At 67.9% G+C, this 18,740-nt stretch carries 19 protein-coding genes, 2 tRNA genes and 3 pseudogenes; 17 read left to right on the forward strand and 7 right to left on the reverse strand.

What is annotated here, in order from left to right:
- Window positions 1–48: 48 nt before the first annotated feature.
- Window positions 49–930 (reverse strand): non-homologous end-joining DNA ligase, encoded by an 882-nt coding sequence (gene ligD, locus CEB94_RS27470; protein WP_175434738.1) that lies wholly within the window; start codon window positions 928–930, stop codon window positions 49–51.
- 63 nt (window positions 931–993) lie between these two features.
- Here ligD and ku point away from each other — a divergent pair, with 63 nt between their 5' ends.
- The gene (gene ku, locus CEB94_RS27475) at window positions 994–2,013 is read left to right on the forward strand and encodes a non-homologous end joining protein Ku (protein WP_484422081.1); all 1,020 of its coding nucleotides are present in this window, start codon (window positions 994–996) and stop codon (window positions 2,011–2,013) included.
- Window positions 2,014–2,059: 46 nt separating this feature from the next.
- Window positions 2,060–2,934, forward strand: a pseudogene (locus CEB94_RS27480) (MBL fold metallo-hydrolase).
- Between the two features lie 141 nt (window positions 2,935–3,075).
- On the opposite strand, the gene CEB94_RS27485 reads toward CEB94_RS27480, so the two are convergent.
- A complete protein-coding gene (locus CEB94_RS27485) occupies window positions 3,076–3,528 on the reverse strand; it encodes an Asp23/Gls24 family envelope stress response protein (RefSeq protein WP_175437185.1) in 453 nt (150 codons plus the stop codon).
- A gap of 251 nt (window positions 3,529–3,779) precedes the next feature.
- Here CEB94_RS27485 and CEB94_RS27490 point away from each other — a divergent pair, with 251 nt between their 5' ends.
- Entirely contained in the window at window positions 3,780–3,932 is a 153-nt protein-coding gene (locus CEB94_RS27490; RefSeq protein ID WP_175434739.1) for a hypothetical protein, read from the forward strand.
- Window positions 3,933–4,003: 71 nt separating this feature from the next.
- Here CEB94_RS27490 and CEB94_RS27495 read toward each other — a convergent pair.
- Window positions 4,004–4,081, reverse strand: a tRNA-Ser gene (locus CEB94_RS27495).
- Window positions 4,082–4,454: 373 nt separating this feature from the next.
- Here CEB94_RS27495 and CEB94_RS27500 point away from each other — a divergent pair.
- Complete coding sequence (locus tag CEB94_RS27500; protein WP_175434740.1) at window positions 4,455–5,201, forward strand: hypothetical protein; 747 nt, start codon at window positions 4,455–4,457, stop codon at window positions 5,199–5,201.
- 208 nt (window positions 5,202–5,409) lie between these two features.
- Here the strand turns inward: CEB94_RS27500 and CEB94_RS27505 are convergent, their stop codons facing one another.
- On the reverse strand, window positions 5,410–5,781 hold the full coding sequence (locus tag CEB94_RS27505) for a DNA-directed RNA polymerase subunit alpha C-terminal domain-containing protein (protein ID WP_175434741.1): 372 nt from the start codon (window positions 5,779–5,781) through the stop codon (window positions 5,410–5,412).
- A 249-nt stretch (window positions 5,782–6,030) separates the two neighbouring features.
- Between CEB94_RS27505 and CEB94_RS27510 the strand changes: the two genes are divergently transcribed.
- Window positions 6,031–6,420: a TIR domain-containing protein gene (locus CEB94_RS27510; protein ID WP_218945936.1), complete on the forward strand. Its 390-nt coding sequence runs from the start codon at window positions 6,031–6,033 to the stop codon at window positions 6,418–6,420.
- Between the two features lie 3 nt (window positions 6,421–6,423).
- Window positions 6,424–7,227, forward strand: coding sequence for a RipA family octameric membrane protein (locus tag CEB94_RS27515; protein WP_218945937.1), 804 nt, complete (start codon window positions 6,424–6,426; stop codon window positions 7,225–7,227).
- 221 nt (window positions 7,228–7,448) lie between these two features.
- Here the strand turns inward: CEB94_RS27515 and CEB94_RS27520 are convergent, their stop codons facing one another.
- Together CEB94_RS27520 and CEB94_RS27525 are read right to left on the reverse strand one after the other, a co-directional pair.
- Window positions 7,449–7,865 carry an Imm10 family immunity protein gene (locus tag CEB94_RS27520; RefSeq protein WP_175434742.1) on the reverse strand — a complete coding sequence of 139 codons (417 nt, stop codon included), beginning with the start codon at window positions 7,863–7,865 and terminating at the stop codon, window positions 7,449–7,451.
- A 221-nt stretch (window positions 7,866–8,086) separates the two neighbouring features.
- Window positions 8,087–8,368, reverse strand: a pseudogene (locus CEB94_RS27525) (transposase); the annotation flags it as partial.
- Between CEB94_RS27525 and CEB94_RS27530 the strand changes: the two are divergent.
- The 5 genes and pseudogenes from CEB94_RS27530 to CEB94_RS27550 form a co-directional block, all read left to right on the forward strand.
- Window positions 8,367–8,955 (forward strand): annotated as a pseudogene (locus tag CEB94_RS27530) (FtsK/SpoIIIE domain-containing protein); the annotation flags it as partial. The pseudogenes CEB94_RS27525 and CEB94_RS27530 sit on opposite strands and share 2 nt — an antisense overlap.
- Before the next feature lie 80 nt (window positions 8,956–9,035).
- A complete protein-coding gene (locus tag CEB94_RS27535; protein ID WP_175434743.1) occupies window positions 9,036–9,692 on the forward strand; it encodes a DUF2637 domain-containing protein in 657 nt (218 codons plus the stop codon).
- 18 nt (window positions 9,693–9,710) lie between these two features.
- Window positions 9,711–9,902 (forward strand): RING finger protein, encoded by a 192-nt coding sequence (locus tag CEB94_RS27540; RefSeq protein WP_175434744.1) that lies wholly within the window; start codon window positions 9,711–9,713, stop codon window positions 9,900–9,902.
- A complete protein-coding gene (locus CEB94_RS27545) occupies window positions 9,902–10,801 on the forward strand; it encodes a mobile element transfer protein (protein ID WP_175434745.1) in 900 nt (299 codons plus the stop codon). Before CEB94_RS27540 ends, CEB94_RS27545 begins: the two co-directional genes overlap by 1 nt.
- Before the next feature lie 243 nt (window positions 10,802–11,044).
- Window positions 11,045–11,341, forward strand: coding sequence for a GYD domain-containing protein (locus CEB94_RS27550; RefSeq protein WP_062931637.1), 297 nt, complete (start codon window positions 11,045–11,047; stop codon window positions 11,339–11,341).
- A gap of 250 nt (window positions 11,342–11,591) precedes the next feature.
- Here CEB94_RS27550 and CEB94_RS27555 read toward each other — a convergent pair.
- A tRNA-Arg gene (locus CEB94_RS27555) sits at window positions 11,592–11,663 on the reverse strand.
- Window positions 11,664–11,727: 64 nt separating this feature from the next.
- Here CEB94_RS27555 and CEB94_RS27560 point away from each other — a divergent pair.
- From CEB94_RS27560 to thrB, 6 genes are all read left to right on the forward strand, one after another.
- The gene (locus tag CEB94_RS27560) at window positions 11,728–12,357 is read left to right on the forward strand and encodes a response regulator (RefSeq protein WP_246111932.1); all 630 of its coding nucleotides are present in this window, start codon (window positions 11,728–11,730) and stop codon (window positions 12,355–12,357) included.
- A 104-nt stretch (window positions 12,358–12,461) separates the two neighbouring features.
- Complete coding sequence (gene nrtL / locus CEB94_RS27565) at window positions 12,462–13,505, forward strand: ArgS-related anticodon-binding protein NrtL (protein ID WP_175434746.1); 1,044 nt, start codon at window positions 12,462–12,464, stop codon at window positions 13,503–13,505.
- Between the two features lie 16 nt (window positions 13,506–13,521).
- Window positions 13,522–14,913, forward strand: coding sequence for a diaminopimelate decarboxylase (lysA, locus tag CEB94_RS27570; RefSeq protein WP_175434747.1), 1,392 nt, complete (start codon window positions 13,522–13,524; stop codon window positions 14,911–14,913).
- A gap of 189 nt (window positions 14,914–15,102) precedes the next feature.
- A complete protein-coding gene (locus CEB94_RS27575) occupies window positions 15,103–16,395 on the forward strand; it encodes a homoserine dehydrogenase (protein WP_175434748.1) in 1,293 nt (430 codons plus the stop codon).
- Between the two features lie 6 nt (window positions 16,396–16,401).
- Window positions 16,402–17,460, forward strand: coding sequence for a threonine synthase (thrC, locus tag CEB94_RS27580; protein WP_175434749.1), 1,059 nt, complete (start codon window positions 16,402–16,404; stop codon window positions 17,458–17,460).
- Window positions 17,461–17,801: 341 nt separating this feature from the next.
- Window positions 17,802–18,731, forward strand: a complete 930-nt coding sequence (gene thrB / locus CEB94_RS27585) for a homoserine kinase (RefSeq protein ID WP_175434750.1) — start codon at window positions 17,802–17,804, stop codon at window positions 18,729–18,731.
- Window positions 18,732–18,740 lie beyond the last annotated feature (9 nt).

An 18,740-nucleotide genomic window follows, 5' to 3' on the forward strand; every position in this document is an offset into this window, starting at 1 on the left:
CCCACACATCCGCACCCGCCCCCCGGCCGAAGAAGCTACGTCGCTTCGCTACGGCAACGCCCCCGCCCCGTCCGTGTCCAGCAGCGGAGCGAGCAGGTCGCCGTAGTCCTGGATCCTCGGGGCGATGTCGACCGCGTGGAAGTCCAGCCGGCCAGGTGCGCGGCACTCCCTGACCTCCTCCCACGTCACCGGGGCCGAGACGGTCGGTTCCGGGCGGGCCCGGAGGGTGTAGGGGGTCGCCGTCGTCTTGCGGGCGGCGTTCTGGCTCCAGTCGACGAAGACCTTCCCCGGACGCAGGCTCCTGGTCATCCGGTGCAGCGCGAGTCGCGGCATGGCCTTCTCGGCCTCGACGGCGAGCGCCTTGGCGTACTCGGAGACCCGCTCGGAGGACGCCCCCCGCACGGCGGCGAGCAGATGCAGCCCCTTCGAGCCGGAAGTCTTGGCGTAGGCCTCGATGCCGTCCCGGGCGAGCCGTTCCCGCAGCCACAGCGCGACCTCGCAGCACTGCACGATGGTCGCCGGCGCCCCCGGATCGAGGTCGAAGACGATCCGGTCGGCCTCGTCCGGCGTATCGACGAGCCACTGGTGGGTGTGGAACTCGGCCACGAGGTTCGCCGACCACATCAGGCTCGGCAGATCCTGCACCAGGACCATCCGCGAGGGCCCCTCGACCCGTGGCACCTCGGCGGTGGTGACCCAGTCGGGCGTACCCGGCGGCACGTTCTTCGTGAAGAACACCTGCCCGTCCGGCCCGTCCGGATACCGCAGGAAGGACACCGCCCGATCACGCAGATGGGGCAGCAGGACCTCGGCGACGGTCGCGTAGTAGTGCAGCACCTCGCCCTTGGTGAAGCCGGTGGCGGGATACAGCACCTTCTCCAGATTGCTGAGAGCGAGCCGTCGCCCCTCCACCTCCGTGATAGGCGCCATACGATAAGAATCCCACGCAAACCGTGACGAACACTCCCGAGCGTGACCGGAAGGGTGCTGCACGTGAGATCCATCTGGAACGGCGCCATCTCGTTCGGCCTGGTCAGCATTCCGATCAAGCTGGTGAACGCCACCGAGAGCCACTCGATCTCCTTCCGCCAGATCCACACCGAGGACGGCGGCCGCATCCGCTACCGCAAATTCTGCGAACTGGAGGACCGCGAGGTCACCCAGGGGGAGATCGGCAAGGGCTACGAGGACGCGGACGGCACGATCATCCCGATCACCGAGGAGGACCTGTCCAGCCTGCCGCTCCCGACGGCCAAGACGATCGAGATCGTCGCCTTCGTCCCGGCCGACCGGATCGACCCCCTCCAGATGGACGCCGCGTACTACCTCCAGGCCGGCGGCGCCCCGGCGGCGAAGCCGTACACCCTGCTGCGCGAGGCACTGAAGCGCAGCAACAAGGTGGCGATCGCCAAGTTCGCCCTGCGGGGACGGGAACGCCTGGGCATGCTCAGGGTCGTCGGCGAGGCCATCGCGATGCACGGCCTGCTGTGGCCGGACGAGGTCCGCACCCCCGAGGGCCTGGCCCCCGACACCAACGTCACCGTCCGTGACCAGGAACTGGACCTGGCGGACGCGCTGATGGACACCCTGGGCGAGGTCGACCTGGAGGATCTGCACGACGAGTACCGCGAGGCCGTGGAGGAGGTCATCGCCGCGAAGGCGGCGGGCGAGGCCCCGCCCCAGGCCCCGGAACCGGCCACCGGCGGCAAGGTCCTGGACCTGATGGCGGCCCTGGAGAGCAGCGTCCGCGCGGCCCGCGAATCGCGGGGCGAGGAGGCCGAGCACGCCGAGGTCAAGTCGCTCCCGCAGCGCAAGACCTCCCGCGCGGCCCCCAAGCAGACCGGCGGCAAGAAGTCGACGTCCACCACGAAGAAGACGGCGGCCAAGAAGACCACCGCGGCGAAGAAGTCGACGGCCAAGTCGGGCCAGGGGACGGCCAAGAAGACGGCGTCAAAGAGCACCGCGAAGAAGACGGCGGCGAAGAAGTCGACGTCCCGCAAGCGCTCGGCCTGACCCGCTCCCGCGCGGGTACTTTCCCCAGGGGAGACCGGAGAGCGCTATGCCGCAGCCCACGAACCACCACGACCGCCACGATCATCGCACCGGCGACGCGGTCGACATCCACTTCATCGGCAACGCGACGGTGCTGCTGTCGTACGGCCCGCTCACCCTGCTCACCGACCCGAACTTCCTGCACCGGGGTCAGTACGCCTACCTCGGCCACGGCCTGCTGAGCCGCCGCCTGACCGAACCGGCCCTCGACGTCCACGAACTGCCCCGCCTCGACGCGATCGTGCTCTCGCACCTGCACGGCGACCACTGGGACCGCCGCGCCCGCCGGCACCTGGACCACACGGTGCCGATCCTGACCACACCGCACGCGGCCCGCCGCCTCAGGACCGTGCACGGATTCCACCGCACGGCCGGGCTGCGCACCTGGAAGGCGCTCACCCTCCAACGCGACGGTGTCCAGGTCACGGTCACCGCCCTGCCGGGCCGGCACGCCGGCCACGCGGTGCTGCGCGGGCTGCTGCCGCGGTGATGGGGAGCATGCTCGAGTTCGGCCCCGCCGGGGGACCGCCCCGCATACGGCTGTACCTCTCGGGCGACACGCTCCTGTACGACGGCCTCGACGAGATCACCGAACGCTTCCCGTCCGCCGATCTGGCCGTCCTCCATCTCGGCGGCACCCGCCTCCCCGGCGGCTTCGTGGTCACGATGGACGGCAACCAGGGCGCCGAACTCGCCCGCCGCCTCGACCCCCGGCTCGTCCTTCCCGTCCACTACGGGGACTACACGGTGATGCGCTCGCCCCTGTCCGTGTTTCTGGCCGAGGCCGACCGCATCGGCCTCGGCGACCGCGTCATCCACTGCGGCCACGGGGAACGCGCCCGCGTGCCGTGCGCTCCTGGGGCGGCCGTGCAGGTCTACTGACCCCCGGGTCGTCGCGTCCGCGTGCCGTGCGCCCCTGGGGCGGCCGCGCAGGTACTGATGCCCGGGTCGTCGCGTCCGCGTGTCCTGCGCTCCCGGGGCGGCCGTACAGGTCTACTGACCCCGGGGCGTCGGGCCAGGCCCTCAGACCACCCGACTCTCCCGCTGTTCGGACTCCTCGTCCTCCTCCTCGTCGTCCGGCAGATGGACGTCGTCGACGGCGATGTTGACCTCCACGACCTCGAGACCGGTCATCCGCTCCACGGCGTTGATGACGTTGGTCCGGACATCCGCCGCCGTGTCGGCGATGGCGGCGCCGTACTCGACGACCACATTGAGATCAACGGCGGCCTGGCGCTCGCCGACCTCGACCTTCACCCCCTGGGTGACCCCGCTGCCCCCGCCCGGCACCCGCTGACGCACAGCCCCGAAGGCCCTGGTCACCCCGCCACCGAGGTTGTGCACCTCCGGAATCTCCCGGGCCGCCATGCCCGCGATCTTCGCGACGACCGTGTCCGCGATGGCGGTGCTTCCGCGGGTGCCGGGAGCACCCCTGCCGTCCTGTGATGCGTTCCTGCGCTGAGTGGTCTCCGTCATGACCGTCACCTCGATGGTCGGTGAGGGGATGAGCAGCATCGTTCCCCTCCACGGTAGAACAATGGGGCATATGGGGCGAAAGTGCCGTTCTGCTCTCCGTGTCCTTCACCCTTCCCGGGTGAGGTCGCCCGCGTCCTGCCGCGTGCACGCTGAGAGCGGCACGACCTTGGCGACAGGGGAACGAGGTAGCCGGCAGGACCACCACGCACCCGGGAAGCGCCCCCGCATCCCTCCGCGAATGGGCCACCGGCGTGACCGTCTTCGCGGCCATCATGCTCATGATCGGCGGCATCCTCGACGTGATGCGCGGCATCGCGGCGCTGGGCCCTGTGCGTGATGAGAAGGGACGACGCGTTCGTCCCGTTCGAGAGCGTCTCGAACACGTAGAGGGCGGGAGTCAGTAAGACTGACTCCCGCCCTCTTATGTCGGCATCCGCACTGATCATCGTAGGAACATTCCTAGGATGAGGGCGAGTGCCCCCGGCAGGATTCGAACCTGCGCACACGGCTCCGGAGGCCGTCGCGGGGTCTGACGTCTGTACAGGTCACGGGCCTACCAACGATAGATAGCGTGCGATCCGTCCACAGGTAGTCCATGGGGGGCCTGGGTGCTTCTCCGCGCACGGGAGGGGACCAGGAGCCCTGCAGTACGCGACATGGGCGCACTAGAGTGTCCACCACTTCATCACAGGATCTACGCAGGGGGCAGGTTGGTCGTGTCGGTGCCGGTGTCTGATAGAGCTATCCCTGACCCCGAACTTCCGGCGGAGATCCGGGAAGTGCTCGCCAGCGTTCCGTGTCAGTTGCTGCCGTCTAGTGACGGCCAGCGTGCCCCAAGCCCTACGCCTAGGGAGTTGACTCGCCGCGCGGAACAGCAGGCGGCGAAACGAAACAAGAAGATGGGCCCCCTGGGGCCCATCGGGTTCGTGATCATCTCGGCCGTCTGTGCCTATATGGGCGTCGCGGTAGTGATCAAGGTCAGCGTCTCTGACGTTGTCTTCTGGGTCGGAGTCGCCTTTCTAGTGGCCGCCCTGCTTACGCTGATCATGTTTGTCCAGGAGGTTCGGGCACGGCGGGCAGATGCCCAGACGCTTGTGATTGCTCGTCAGCATGCGGGTAAGTACGTATGTCCTTGTGATCTAGAGCAGGAGGACCGAGCTCTGCTTATACGCGCGGCAACAGCAGTAGACCGTATCCTGACATCCACTGCTCATAGAACGGGCGTAGTCGACCAGGCGCGCAATAACATTGAGCTTCATGAAATGCTCTGGAAAGTCGCAAAGGACACCGAAAAGATCAATCAGTTGACCTTGAAGCATTGGGGAGCTTCGACCGTAAGCGCCGGGGCAGCGGTGGATTCCGTTCTGTCCTCTCAAGCAGCTGCATTGGGAACCAGCCGCAGGCACGTCACGGCACGCGTTGTGGCGCTTGAGGAGTATGCCAGTCAGGTTAAGGTCATTGATGACTTGATCGCTCAACAAGAGCAGCTCGAACGACTCGGCAGCGCCAACGACGAATACCTGGACCTTGTGGCTCAGACAAGTGGGGACGCTACCGCTACGCAGCGCGTCCGACTCGCCGGCGAAGAGGCGGTTGTGATGGCCGACCCCCTTGCGGACGCGGTCCGGCGAGCGCGGGATGCGGCAGAGATTGCTCTGCCAGACAAAGCTTGAGCTGCCACCCATTGAGGTTCGTGCCCTTCGGCAACTTCTCGCTGGCACTGCCCGCCGCGTCCACGCGGATGCTCTTGGATAGCTGTACAGGAGGCAGTTACGTCGCCCCAGGACTCTGCACCACGATGGACCTGGGGACCAATGGAGCCAAGCCACGGCCTCACTAAGGGGGCGTGGCTTGGTTATTCACAGCCGGCAACGTTACACGTCAGCCGGAGAGATATTCCATTACAGCTGCGGTTGCGGTGTTCATCACTCGACGAGATCTCACGGGGCCGACATATTTGCCCTTCTGGAGATCAGTCTCCGACGCTGCTAGGATCTTCCCCACAGTGTCGTACCCAAGTTCTTTGCATTTCCTGCGGGCGAAAGCAGTCAGGTCCAAAAGATCGACGCTTCGATCAAGCTGTGACTTGATGTACTCTTGCTGCACCTCATCCATCTTTTCGACGTCGAGTTTTGCAACGCTCTCGTAGGCCTCATGGTTGGCCCCGAATTCAACAAAACGCTTAATTGAAATGGAACCCCTGAGCTGATTCGTGGCGGAGACGGGGTCAGCGATCGAGCCAGACGATGGCATGATCCTACGTGACGATGACCAGATGATCGATGTGATCGCTCCCGATTCGGAAATCCGGTTCCCGCTTGCGCTAACCATGGGTAGCCCGAGCCAATTCAACTGCACAGTCACGTGGAAAGGGCTGGATGGAGAGGAAAGGGAAAACGTGGCTACCTTGCGCCCTGTCTAGCGCTAGAATCCTCCCGCTGGCTCCCCCGTACCCATATTTGCACCGAGTGTTACGATACCTGCCGCTAGGAGAGGCGAGGTATGGACATGGAGCACCCGAGGGCCTTTATCAGTTTCCGTATGGAAGATCGCTGGGCTCGGGACTTCCTGAGGGAACACGCGCGGAACGCAAAAGATGAGGTGGAGTTCATCGACTACTCCATTCAGGATCCCTTCGACTCATCATGGAAGAATAAGTGCAAGCTCAGGATTGCCGAGACGAAGGGAACCATCGTTCTGATTGGGGCGACTACATACCAGTCAGAGCCGGTAGAGTGGGAGATCAAAGAAACTCTTGAGCAAGGTCATCAAATCTTTGGGATTCAGGTGAATGATGGAGAAACTCATCCACTCCCGAAGGGCATCCCCTCAGAGAGTGTAATTCGATGGGACTTCACTCAAATTTCTTCACGGCTCTCAACCTGGGTGTGATGGATGAACTATATTGAGCAAGTGGCCGCTGATATTCGGACTGAGATCCCAGCCTCCGCCTTACCTCACGGCAACGTGAATGACTTGCTCAACATGTATGCGGCTCTCGCTTTTGCGAAAGGCGTTGATGTAACAGCTTCAGACGTACATGACGTCTGGAGCGCATGGCAGATGAAGCATGACCCTTCCCATGTCCATCTGCTTCCGTACGATCAGCTTCCCTCATCAGTGCAACAGCAGGACGCTGTTTATGTGCTGGCCATTCGTAAAGTGGCAGAGCGGTTGACGAGCCAGGATCGGGTCACTCAGGCGTTGGTTCCGTATGGCCCTCCAACGACGGAAGAGGACAAGGAGCGACTTTTTGAGCTGTACAAACTCATGGTGCAAAGCTCAGAAGGGTTAGTAGGCCGCCGTCAAGGTGTAAATACCTTCTTCATCACCGCAAATGGTGTGATACTGACAGGGCTAGGGTTCTTCATTAAGGCGGGTGGAAGCCAGATACTCAAGTCCGTTGGAGTTCTCGTGATCGCCCTGACGGGGCTGATCCTCGCCCATGCCTGGAAGAGCCTTATCGTCTCATTTGGGCAACTCAATACAGGGAAATTCGCGGTAATCAACCGACTTGAGCGGTTTCTGCCTGCAGCAATCTTCTACTCCGAGTGGGAGGCTCTAGAGCGGGGCCAGAACCCTAAGGTGTATCGCTCTTCCACGTCGCGTGAAATCTGGGCACCTCATCTGCTTACCGCTCTGTATGCGCTTGCGGCTGCAGGTGCCTCCCTAGTTGCTGTTGGTGTGTGGAAACCTTGAAGTGAAGGTCGGCGTAGCGGGTTTGGGCTGGAGTTTCAATGGGCGAGTCAAGCGCAGGGGTGTGTGACCAGTAGCCGAAGAAGTGAAGGGCCGGGTCTCTGACCTGCGGCCGTGCAATCGATCAACGCTGCGACCTGCGACTTAGCTGTTGGTGGTTGTCAGCGTTGGTCGTCGTTGAGCGCCCCGCACGGCCCGGAGACGGCCCGAGCGGCGACCGTAGTTCAGAGCCCGATCACGATCGGGAGCGCGTTCGGCCGGCCGTAAGCGAGGATGCGCGTGAGTGCCTCCGTCATGTGGGCTACGTCCGCGGCCGGTGCATGTAGCACTGCCTCGACAACCAGATCCTCCAGGAACAGGGCTTCCAAGGAATCGGGGTCGAAGGTGACCCGCAGGATGTCTCCTTCCAACTCCACCGTGCGCACGCATCCGTACGCGGTGCCTTGGTCGGGGGTGACAACGCAGTATGAGTCGCAGCCGTTGCGGATGTTCTGCGCATCAGGTTCTTCGAAGCCGCACTGGAACTCAAGCGCGAAGCCTTCTCCGCTTTCTGACTCGGCAACTCCGGCAGTCAGGGCATAGATGTCCGGCCCCGGCTCGTGCCACCCGTAGGCGATCTTCGCAGTGAATCTGTAGGTCACACGCGTGTTCTACCAGGGCCCGCAACGGCCGATAACGTGAGGTCGGCGGAGTCTCGATGACCGGGGTCAAGGCCGTGGGCGCCCCTCAGTAGTGCGGGTAGCACCTAGCCTCGGGGATCGTTTGTGCCTCAGCCGACGAAAGCCCGCCACGGCGGCGGGCATGTCGACCGGTCAGGCGCGCGTGACCGCCCTTAGCCACGCTGCCAAGACGTCGAGCTGGTTCAAGCGGTCTGCGTGGGTGGGGTGGGGGTGAAGGTTCGGTTGTCGCGTAGGAGAGCCCACAACACGCTGGTGCGGCGTCGTGCGAGGGCGATGACGGCCTGGACGTGTTTGCAGCCCTCACCGCGTTTCTTGAGGTAGTACTCCCGGTTCGGGCCGTCGCGGACGATGCTGGTCTGCGCGGAGAGGCAGAAGACTCTGCGCAGGCGGCGGCTGTAGCGCTTGGGCCGGTGCAGGTTGCCGGTGCGGCGGCCGGAATCGCGTGGGACGGGGACCAGTCCTGCGACCGGCACCCCGGATGAGCTGATCACCTCGGACGTCTGGGGCCTGCCGGAGGACGAACGCCCGGCTCCCATCGTGCTGTTCGTCGATGAAGTGGCGGAACTCTTTCTCGTCGCCACGAGGAAGGAGGAAGAGCGACGGGACGAGATGGTCACTCAGCTCATTCCGGCTCGCCCAGCTTGGCCGCGCCGCCGGCATCTACCTGGAGGTCTGCGGCCAGCGCTTCGGGGCTGAGCTGGGCAAGGGAGCGACCATGCTCCGGGCTCAGCTCACCGGGCGGGTCTGCCATCGAGTGAACGACGAAGCGTCCGCGAAGATGGCGCTCGGTGACATCGTCCCTGAGGCTGTCCTGGCCTCCTGTGCCATCGCTGCCGAGTTGCCCGGCCTCGCCGTCGTCGGCGACACGTCCGGCGGCTGGTCCCGCATCCGTACCCCTCACCTGTCCCTCGCCGACGCTGCGGCCACCTACCGCGAGACGGCACACCTCGCCCCGGACGTTCCGGCGCTCGCGCCCTTCCGGCCCTACGCCCTTCCCGTGCCGGTGAAGGAGTCCAGCCCTATGGCCACTCCTCAACCGATCACCGAATAGCCAACCCGCTTCCACGGTCGGCGCGGCCGTCACGCGCCAAGCCCCTACCCCACCCATGCCCGGAACTGGAAGGAGTTGCCGTGCGCGCCCTGCCCGTCCGCGTGGACGCCGTGCTCGTTCAAGCGGTGATCGCCGCCGCGCTGTCCTTCGCCCACTTGCACGACCTGGCGCTCGCTGCCGGACAGGACGGCTGGAAGGCGTGGGCCTATCCGGTCTCCGTCGACCTGCTGTTGGTGGCGGCCTGGCGGCGCCTGCGCTCCGGTGAGGCGAAAACGGCCGGGTGGTGCTGGTTCCCTGTCGCGCTGACGGCGTCCCTGGGCGCCAACGTCGCCACCGCCGGTCTGCTCGACCTGGAGGACGTACCGGCCTGGCTCCGCATCCTCGTCGCCGGCTGCCCCGCGGTCGCCTTCCTCGGCGGCACGCTGCTCGCTCACGGAGCAGCGCATCCCAGCGCGGACCCGGCGACGGCACCGGAACCACCTTCGACGGCACAGGCGCCGGAACCGACCGCCACAGACGTCGAGCCGCCCACGGTTGCGCCCGAACTACCGGCCGCTGCACCGGATTCGGCTTCACCGCCTTCGTCCCCGGTACCGCCCGCGCTCGTCACCCTCGCCCGCAAGGTCGCCGACGAACACCGCGCCCAGACCGGGACCGACATCGACACCTCGACCCTTCGCGCCCGGCTCGGTGTGCCCATGCCGCTCGCCGAAGCCATCACCACCCAACTCACCTGACCCGGAGGAATCTCTCCCTTGCGCCCGTCCACGCTCCGCGCGCTGAAGCGCGCCGCCGAGCTGACCCGCCAGAACCGACTCACCGAAGCCGTGCTGATCGCAGAGCCGGTGATCCTCGCCGCCGACAGCTACGAGGGCGACGAGATCTTGCGCTGGCTGGCCGACCACGTCACCGACTTCACCGGCGAGGCCAACAAGGAGATGCCCTGATGTCCGCCAACCGCCGTTTCCGCCGCGTCGTCCGCATCGGCCCCGTCCAGGTCGCCACGTACTACGACGGCCGGGGCCGCGAGAAGCACACCGCCGCCTGCACGGCTCCGCGCTGCGGCTTCGTCAACGCCGCGAACTACGCCGTCGACCTGGGGGAGCTGCGTGAGAACCCCATCACAGCTGTCCGCTGGCAGAAGCCGAAGGTGTCCAACCAGGTCGACCCGCGGGTTGTCGCCAATCCGGAGCAGGCACGGAACCTCATGGCGGCGGTTTCCTACGTGGGCGGGTACCGGCGTGCTCGTGGTCGTCGCCTCGTGGGTCTGTTCGCCGCCATGTACTTCGGTGGCCTGCGGCCGGCGGAAGCGGTCGGCCTCGTCGAGACGGACCTGAAGCTTCCCAAGCAGGGCTGGGGCTCGGCGCTGCTCCACCGGACCCGTCCGTCTGTCGGCAAGCAGTGGACCGACTCGGGGGAGACCCATGACGACCGCGGGCTGAAGAACCGGCCGACCGAGGACGTCAGGCGGGTGCCGATCCCGCCTCACCTCGTAGCCGTGCTCCGCGAGCACCTGGCCACCTTCGGCACGGCGGACGACGGGCGGCTGTTCTTCAGCGAGAAGGGCTCGGTCGTCCCGTCCTCGACCTACTACCGCGTGTGGCAGGAAGCTCGACTCCTCGCGCTTCCGCCAGCCGTCGCGGCCTCGCCGCTCGCGAGTCGGCCGTACGACCTCCGGCACTCGGCGCTGTCGACGTGGCTCAACGCCGGTGTCGACCCCACCGAGGTGGCCGAGCGCGCCGGCAACAGCGTGGAGGTTTTGCTCACCCGCTACGCCAAGTGCCTCGACGGACGGCAGGACGTCGCCAACCGGCGTATTGAGGATCTGTTGCGCGAGTACGAGTGATCGCAGACGACGGTAGCCCCGATGCCCCCGGACTTGTTCCGGGGGCATCGGCATGCCTTGGCCGAGAGGGGCGTTCCTGTCCTCAGGAATTCCGCGCCGGTGGCTCCGGGGTGTATGTCGGGCCGGGCCATGAACTAAGGCCGGCTTCCATCACTCGTTCAGAGGCGCCTCTCATGCGCATTACGCGCATGATGCCCAGAGTTGACCACGACTAGGTGCGTCTACTTACAGGGGTAAAGGATCATGCCGACGTTTGTTGCGCTGCTGAACTGGACCGACCAGGGAGTCCGCGGCTACAAGGACACCCCGCAACGCGCCGAAGCCTTCACGGCAGCGGCTCAGAAGCTCGGGGTGAAGGTCCTGAACCTCTTCTGGACCGTCGGCCCGTACGACATCGTGGCTGTCGTGGAGGCGCCCGACGACGAGACTGCCACCGCAGTGCTCCTACAGGTCGGCGCGTTGGGCAACGTCCGTAGCACGACCCTGCGAGCCTTCGGCCGGGAGGAGATGGACCGCATCGTCGCCAAAGCCACCGGCTGAGGGACTTCCCCGTCGAGGTTCTGTTGGTACGAGTGACACGCTCAAGGCGGTACCCCCCAAGGCCCCCGGACCTGTCCGGGGCCTTGGGGGGCGCCGGGCATGACCTGCGCTTACGTCCCAAGATCCCGTCCACGCCTCGTCCACAGACCCCGACATACGCCCGCTCCGGGCCGCACACGCCTGCACATACGCGAAGACCCCGTCCCAGCGAAAGCGCTGATGGCGGGGTCTTTGGGCACCTCATGCAAGGTGCCCCCGGCAGGATTCGAACCTGCGCACACGGCTCCGGAGGCCGTTGCTCTATCCCCTGAGCTACGGGGGCGTGTCGTGGTGGAGCTGTTGCTCGCGGCGACGGGTAGAACACTACCAGCTCCCTCGGGGTGGTCATGAACGGGTTTCCGCTGCCGGGGGCGGGCGGGGATGCGGGTCGCTCGTGGGGGGTGGAAGTGGGGAAAACCCGGACGCGATGGCCGGGGCCGACCTACTCTCGAGTTGTGCCAGGCGCGTCGGGCCGGGTGCTTGTTGTGGACGACAACAAGGTCATCCGGCAGTTGATCAGGGTCAACCTCGAGCTGGAGGGGCTGGAGGTCGTGACCGCGGCCGATGGTGCCGAGTGTCTTGATGTCGTTCATCAGGTGCGGCCCGATGTCGTGACCCTCGACGTCGTCATGCCCCGGCTGGACGGGCTCCGGACCGCCGCTCGCCTCCGGGCCGATCCGCGGACCCGGGACACGCCCCTCGCCATCGTCAGCGCCTGCGGTCACCAGGAGGTCGAGGCCGGGCTCGAGATCGGCGTCGACGCCTTCCTCGCCAAACCCTTCGAGCCCGCCGAACTGGTCCGCATGGTGCGCCAGTTGGTCGAGCGGGCCCGGGGCGGGGGCCGGCAGCGTGGCAGCGGCCCCGACGCCGGCGGCGACGTCCATCCCAAGGAACGCGACGTCCATACCAAGGAACGCGGCGCCCCTACCAACCAACAGGAGCAGGCGAAGGAAGTGGATCTCCCCGCCGTGCCGTAGGCGAGTGACGCGTGCCCGGCCCCCGAACAGGCGCCGCGTCCACATCCCGGACCACAGCGAAACCGGCTCGCATAACCACCCCCTTCCTCCCATACGCTTGTCCCGTGACCCCCGTCGAGCTCTCCCGCACCGTGCTGCACGCCGTGCGCCGCGCTGTCGGCGAGGGTGAGCTCAGCGTGACTGTGCCGGAGCGGGCCGTGGTCACTCCGCCGGGGCCAGGGGGCTGCGGCGACTACGCCACGAACATCGCCCTCCAGCTGGCCCGCGCGGCAGGGCGGCCGCCGCGTGACGTGGCCGAGATCCTGCGGGCGCGGCTCATGGGCGAGCGGCGCATCGACGACGTCGTCGTCACCGGGCCCGGGTTCCTCAACGTCAGCCTCGGGCGCACCGCCGCCGCCGGTCTCGTCGAAAAGATCCTGCGGCGCGGGCGGCGGTACGGGCACGCGACGACCGAGTTCAGCGGGACCGCGGTCCGGCTCCGGTGTCCGGCAGAGGTGCGTGCCGTCGTGGTCGCCGACGCCGTGACCCGTGTGCTGCGCAGCCAGGGGGACTTCGTCCGTGTCGAGTGCGACGGCCGGCCCGCCCCGGAGTGGGTGTCTGTCCTCGGTGCGGACGTCACCACCGGGGGGCCGAGCATCGCCGACCGGTACGTCACCATCCGCCCCGTCCCCGCCCCCGCCGACCCCCTTCCCCTCGGCCGGGACGCCGCCCGCTGGGCGCTCCTTCACCCCGCCGCCCACGACCGGCCCCGGATCCCCGGCGACCACCTCGTCCAGCGGGAGAGCAATCCCCTCTTCCGCGTCCGGTACGCCCACGCCCGCACCCGGGCCCTGCTGCGCAACGCCGCCGACCTCGGCTTCCACCCCGAGCCCGGTCCCGTCAGCGAAGCGGAAGCGCTGCTCGCCGTACTCGGCGACCACCCCCGCGTCCTGGCCGCCACCGCCACGCATCACACCCCCGACCGCCTGGCCCGGCACCTCCTCGCCGTCGCCGACGCCGCGATGCCCCTGTTCTCCGCCGTGCTGCCCCTCGGTGAGGAGAAACCCTCGGCCGCCCACCGTGCCCGGCTCGCGCTCGCCGAAGCCGCCGGGACGGTGCTGGCCGGCGGCCTCTCCCTGCTCGGTATCGACGCACCCGACCATCTCTGAGAGACACGAACAGATCATGAGCCGTTCCGCACACCCCGCCGGGCCCCGTCACGCCGACGTCCTGCCCGAGGGCCACTACTCCGCCCCGCCCGCCGACCTCAACGCGCTGGACCCCAAGGTGTGGGCTCAGACCGTGACGCGTGACGAGGACGGGGTCGTGACCGTCGGAGGCATCCCCGTCACCCGGCTCGCCGAGGAGTTCGGCACCCCCGCCTACGTCCTGGACGAGACCGACTTCCGGGCTCGCGCGCGGGCCTGGCGCACCGCCTTCGGTGCCGACGCCGACGTCTTCTACGCCGGCAAGGCGTTCCTCTCCCGTGCCGTCGTGCGCTGGCTCGACGAGGAGGGGCTGAACGTCGACGTCTGCTCCGGCGGGGAGCTGGCCACCGCCCTGTCCGCCGGGATGCCCGCAGAGCGCATCGCCTTCCACGGCAACAACAAGTCCGTCGAGGAGATCACCCGGGCCGTCGAGGCCGGTGTGGGGCACATCGTGCTCGACTCCTTCCAGGAGATCGTTCGCGTCGCCCACATCGCGCAGAGCCTCGGCACGCGGCAGAAGGTCCTCATCCGCATCACCGTCGGCGTCGAGGCCCATACCCACGAGTTCATCGCCACGGCCCACGAGGACCAGAAGTTCGGCATCCCGCTGGCCGGCGGGCAGGCCGCCGAGGCCGTACGCCGGGCCCTGCAGCTCGACGGGCTCGAACTCGTCGGCATCCACAGCCACATCGGGTCTCAGATCTTCGACATGTCCGGGTTCGAGGTCGCCGCCCACCGCGTCGTCTCGCTGCTGAAGGCCGTCCGCGACGAGCACGGTGTCGAACTGCCCGAGATCGACCTCGGCGGCGGCCTCGGCATCGCGTACACCAGCGACGACGACCCCCGCGAGCCGCACGAGATCGCCAAGTCGCTCACCGAGATCGTCACGAGGGAGTGCGAGGCGGCCAAGCTGCGCACGCCCCGCATCTCCGTCGAGCCCGGGCGCGCCATCGTCGGCCCGACCGCCTTCACCCTCTACGAGGTCGGCACCATCAAGCCCCTCGACGGGCTGCGGACCTACGTCTCCGTCGACGGCGGCATGTCGGACAACATCCGCACCGCGCTCTACGACGCCGAGTACAGCGTCGCGCTGGTCTCCCGCACCTCCCAGGCCGAGCCGATGCTCGCCCGCGTCGTCGGCAAGCACTGCGAGAGCGGGGACATCGTGGTCAAGGACGCGTTCCTGCCGTCCGACCTGGCACCGGGTGACCTCATCGCCGTGCCGGCGACCGGTGCCTACTGCCGGTCCATGGCCAGCAACTACAACCACGTGCTCCGCCCGCCGGTCGTCGCCGTCGACGGCGGTCAGGCCCGGGTGATCGTCCGCCGGGAGACGGAGGAGGACCTGCTGCGTCTCGACGTCGGCTGAGAAGGATCGGCGGAGAAGGATCGGCCGAGAAGAAGCGAGAAGCGGACCGCGGCAGGCGACGGAAGATCTCCTGTCTGCCGCCCCCGCAGAAATGAAATACATGTCTCACGATCCGGACCGGGGGCAGAAACTCCCGTCCGGTGAGTGAGACTGGTTCCACCGTAGACGGTAAAGAGGAAACGAGGTCGGATGATGCGTACGCGTCCGCTGAAGGTGGCGCTGCTGGGCTGTGGAGTGGTCGGCTCAGAGGTGGCGCGCATCATGACGACGCACGCCGACGACCTCACGGCCCGGATCGGGGCCCCGGTGGAGCTCGCGGGCGTGGCCGTACGGCGGCCCGACCGGGTCCGTGAGGGCATCGACCCCGCCCTGGTCACCACCGACGCCACCGCCCTCGTCAAACGCGGCGACATCGACGTCGTGGTCGAGGTCATCGGCGGCATCGAGCCCGCCCGCACCCTCATCACCACCGCCTTCGAGCACGGCGCCTCCGTCGTCTCCGCCAACAAGGCGCTGCTCGCCCAGGACGGGGCCGACCTGCACGCCGTCGCCGAGCAGCACGACAAGGACCTCTACTACGAGGCCGCCGTCGCCGGTGCCATCCCGCTGATCCGGCCGCTGCGCGAGTCCCTCGCCGGCGACAAGATCAACCGGGTGATGGGCATCGTCAACGGCACGACGAACTTCATCCTCGACAAGATGGACTCGACCGGCGCCGGCTACCAGGAGGCCCTCGACGAGGCCACCGCCCTGGGGTACGCGGAGGCCGACCCGACCGCCGACGTCGAGGGCTTCGACGCCGCCGCCAAGGCCGCGATCCTCGCCGGCATCGCCTTCCACACGCGCGTGCGCCTCGACGACGTCTACCGCGAGGGCATGGCCGAGGTGACCGCCGCCGACTTCGCCTCCGCGAAGGAGATGGGCTGCACCATCAAGCTGCTCGCCATCTGCGAGCGGGCCGAGGACGGGGCGTCCGTCACCGCGCGCGTGCACCCGGCCATGATCCCGCTGAGCCACCCGCTGGCATCCGTCCGCGGCGCCTACAACGCCGTGTTCGTCGAGTCCGACGCCGCGGGGCAGCTCATGTTCTACGGTCCCGGAGCGGGCGGTTCCCCGACGGCCTCCGCCGTGCTCGGCGACCTCGTCGCCGTCTGCCGCAACCGGCTCAGCGGCGCGACCGGACCGGGCGATTCCGCCTATGCCGCGCTGCCGGTGTCCCCGATGGGCGACGTCGTCACGCGCTACCACATCAGCCTCGACGTGGCCGACAAACCGGGTGTTCTCGCCCAGGTCGCGACCGTCTTCGCCGAGCACGGAGTCTCGATCGATACGGTTCGCCAGTCGGGGAAGGACGGCGAGGCCTCCCTCGTCGTCGTCACGCACCGCGCGTCCGACGCCGCCCTCACCGGGACCGTCGAGGCGTTGCGCAAGCTCGACACCGTGCGTGGTGTCGCCAGCATCATGCGGGTTGAAGGAGAGTAACCAGCAATGACCCACCAGTGGCGCGGAATCATCGAGGAGTACCGGGACCGGCTGCCCGTCTCCGACAGCACGCCGGTCGTGACGCTCCGTGAGGGCGGTACGCCCCTCGTGCCCGCGCAGGTGCTCTCCGAGCGCACGGGCTGCGAGGTCCACCTCAAGGTGGAGGGCGCGAACCCGACCGGGTCCTTCAAGGACCGGGGCATGACCATGGCCATCACCCGGGCCAAGGAGGAGGGCGCGCAGGCCGTCATCTGCGCCTCCACCGGCAACACGTCGGCCTCCGCCGCCGCGTACGCCGTGCGGGCCGGGATGGTCTGCGCCGTGCTCGTGCCGCAGGGCAAGATCGCGCTCGGCAAGATGGGCCAGGCCCTCGTGCACGGCGCGAAGATCCTCCAGGTCGACGGCAACTTCGACGACTGCCTCACGCTCGCGCGCGGCCTGAGCGACAACTACCCGGTGGCGCTGGTCAATTCGGTCAACCCGGTACGGATCGAGGGCCAGAAGACGGCCGCGTTCGAGATCGTGGACATGCTCGGTGACGCGCCCGACATCCACGTCCTGCCGGTGGGCAACGCGGGCAACATCACGGCCTATTGGAAGGGCTACACGGAGTACGCCGCCGGCGGCGTGGCGACCAGGACCCCGCGGATGTGGGGCTTCCAGGCCTCCGGCAGCGCCCCGATCGTGCGCGGCGAGGTCGTCAAGGACCCCTCGACCATCGCCACGGCCATCCGCATCGGCAACCCGGCCTCCTGGCAGTACGCGCTCGCCGCGCGGGACGAGTCGGGCGGCTTCATCGACGAGGTGACGGACCGTGAGATCCTGCGCGCCTACCGGCTGTTGGCGTCGCAGGAGGGTGTCTTCGTCGAGCCGGCGTCCGCCGCGTCCGTCGCCGGTCTGCTGAAGGCCGCCGAGCAGGGCAAGGTCGACCCGGGGCAGCGGATCGTGTGCACCGTCACCGGCAACGGGCTGAAGGACCCCGACTGGGCCGTTGCCGGTGCCCCGCAGCCGGTCACCGTACCCGTCGACGCGGCGACCGCGGCGGAGCGCCTCGGCCTCGCCTGACGTGCGGGTATGCACCGAGCGCCGGTGCAACGCCCGACACGGTCCGGCGTAAGACGGCGCTTGCCCGGGGAGTTTCCCTACGGGGGGTGCACAGGGGGCTTACGACACGCATCGTGCGCCTCCTGTGCGCCCTATGTCGCCACAGAACCTTCCTTCGATAGGCTGTACTGAACCCGCCCGCCGCATATGCCTCCGCAGGGAGCACGGTGTCGCGCCGTCTCCGCGGCCGGGACAGCGGCCGGCCACCCCGGTCGGCAGCGGCCCCAGGGTTCTCGTACGCCATCGAATGTCCACTGAACGTCATTCGACAATCACCGCAGCTCAAGGAGAGTCATCGAGCGATGGCCGGTCCAGCGTTCCGCGCCGCCGCCGTCCGGGTGCGCGTCCCCGCCACCAGCGCCAACCTCGGCCCGGGCTTCGACGCCCTCGGCCTCGCGCTGGGCTTGTACGACGACGTGGTCGTCCGGGTGGCCGACTCCGGGCTGCACATCGACATCGCGGGTGAGGGAAGCGAGACGCTCCCGCGCGACGAGCAGCACCTTCTCGTACGTTCTCTGCGCACCGCCTTCGACCTGCTCGGCGGACAGCCGCGCGGTCTGGAGATCGTCTGCGCCAACCGCATTCCGCACGGCCGGGGCCTGGGCTCCTCCTCGGCGGCCATCTGCGCCGGGATCGTCGCCGCCCGCGCCGTGACCATAGGGGCCGACGCCAAACTCGACGACACCGCGCTGCTCGAACTCGCCACCGAGATCGAGGGCCACCCCGACAATGTCGCGGCGTGCCTGCTGGGCGGCTTCACGCTGTCCTGGATGGAGGGCGGCGCGGCCCGCGCGATCAGGATGGAGCCCGCGGATTCCATCGTTCCGGTGGTTTTCGTCCCCGGAAAGCCGGTCCTCACCGAAACCGCGCGCGGCCTGCTCCCGCGCACCGTGCCACACGTCGACGCGGCCACCAACGCCGGCCGGGCCGCTCTGCTCGTCGAGGCCCTCACCCGCCGCCCCGAACTGCTGCTGCCCGCCACCGAGGACCGTCTGCACCAGGAGTACCGTGCGCCGGCCATGCCCGAGAGCACGGCACTGGTGGAGCGGCTGCGGGGCGACGGCATCCCCGCGGTCATCTCCGGAGCCGGACCGACGGTCATGGCGCTGGCCGACGCGGAGACCGCCGACAAGGTCGAGGCCCTGGCGGGCGCGGAGTGGGCCGCGAACCGGCTGCGGCTCGATCAGCAGGGCGCGAGCGTACTGCCGCTCGCGGCCTCCGGTGACATCTGAAAGCGCTCG

The organism is Streptomyces hawaiiensis, assembly GCF_004803895.1.
GTDB classification, from domain to species: Bacteria; Actinomycetota; Actinomycetes; order Streptomycetales; family Streptomycetaceae; genus Streptomyces; species Streptomyces hawaiiensis.

Coding starts and splice junctions, on each gene's coding strand:
- ligD (WP_175434738.1), bottom strand. CDS start 930: ATGGCGCCTATCACGGAGGTGGAGGGGCGACGGCTCGCTCTCAGCAAT.
- CEB94_RS27485 (WP_175437185.1), bottom strand. CDS start 3,528: ATGACGGAGACCACTCAGCGCAGGAACGCATCACAGGACGGCAGGGGT.
- CEB94_RS27505 (WP_175434741.1), bottom strand. CDS start 5,781: ATGCCATCGTCTGGCTCGATCGCTGACCCCGTCTCCGCCACGAATCAG.
- CEB94_RS27510 (WP_218945936.1), top strand. CDS start 6,031: ATGGACATGGAGCACCCGAGGGCCTTTATCAGTTTCCGTATGGAAGAT.
- CEB94_RS27515 (WP_218945937.1), top strand. CDS start 6,424: ATGAACTATATTGAGCAAGTGGCCGCTGATATTCGGACTGAGATCCCA.
- CEB94_RS27545 (WP_175434745.1), top strand. CDS start 9,902: ATGTCCGCCAACCGCCGTTTCCGCCGCGTCGTCCGCATCGGCCCCGTC.
- CEB94_RS27550 (WP_062931637.1), top strand. CDS start 11,045: ATGCCGACGTTTGTTGCGCTGCTGAACTGGACCGACCAGGGAGTCCGC.
- CEB94_RS27560 (WP_246111932.1), top strand. CDS start 11,728: ATGAACGGGTTTCCGCTGCCGGGGGCGGGCGGGGATGCGGGTCGCTCG.
- lysA (WP_175434747.1), top strand. CDS start 13,522: ATGAGCCGTTCCGCACACCCCGCCGGGCCCCGTCACGCCGACGTCCTG.
- CEB94_RS27575 (WP_175434748.1), top strand. CDS start 15,103: ATGATGCGTACGCGTCCGCTGAAGGTGGCGCTGCTGGGCTGTGGAGTG.
- thrC (WP_175434749.1), top strand. CDS start 16,402: ATGACCCACCAGTGGCGCGGAATCATCGAGGAGTACCGGGACCGGCTG.
- thrB (WP_175434750.1), top strand. CDS start 17,802: ATGGCCGGTCCAGCGTTCCGCGCCGCCGCCGTCCGGGTGCGCGTCCCC.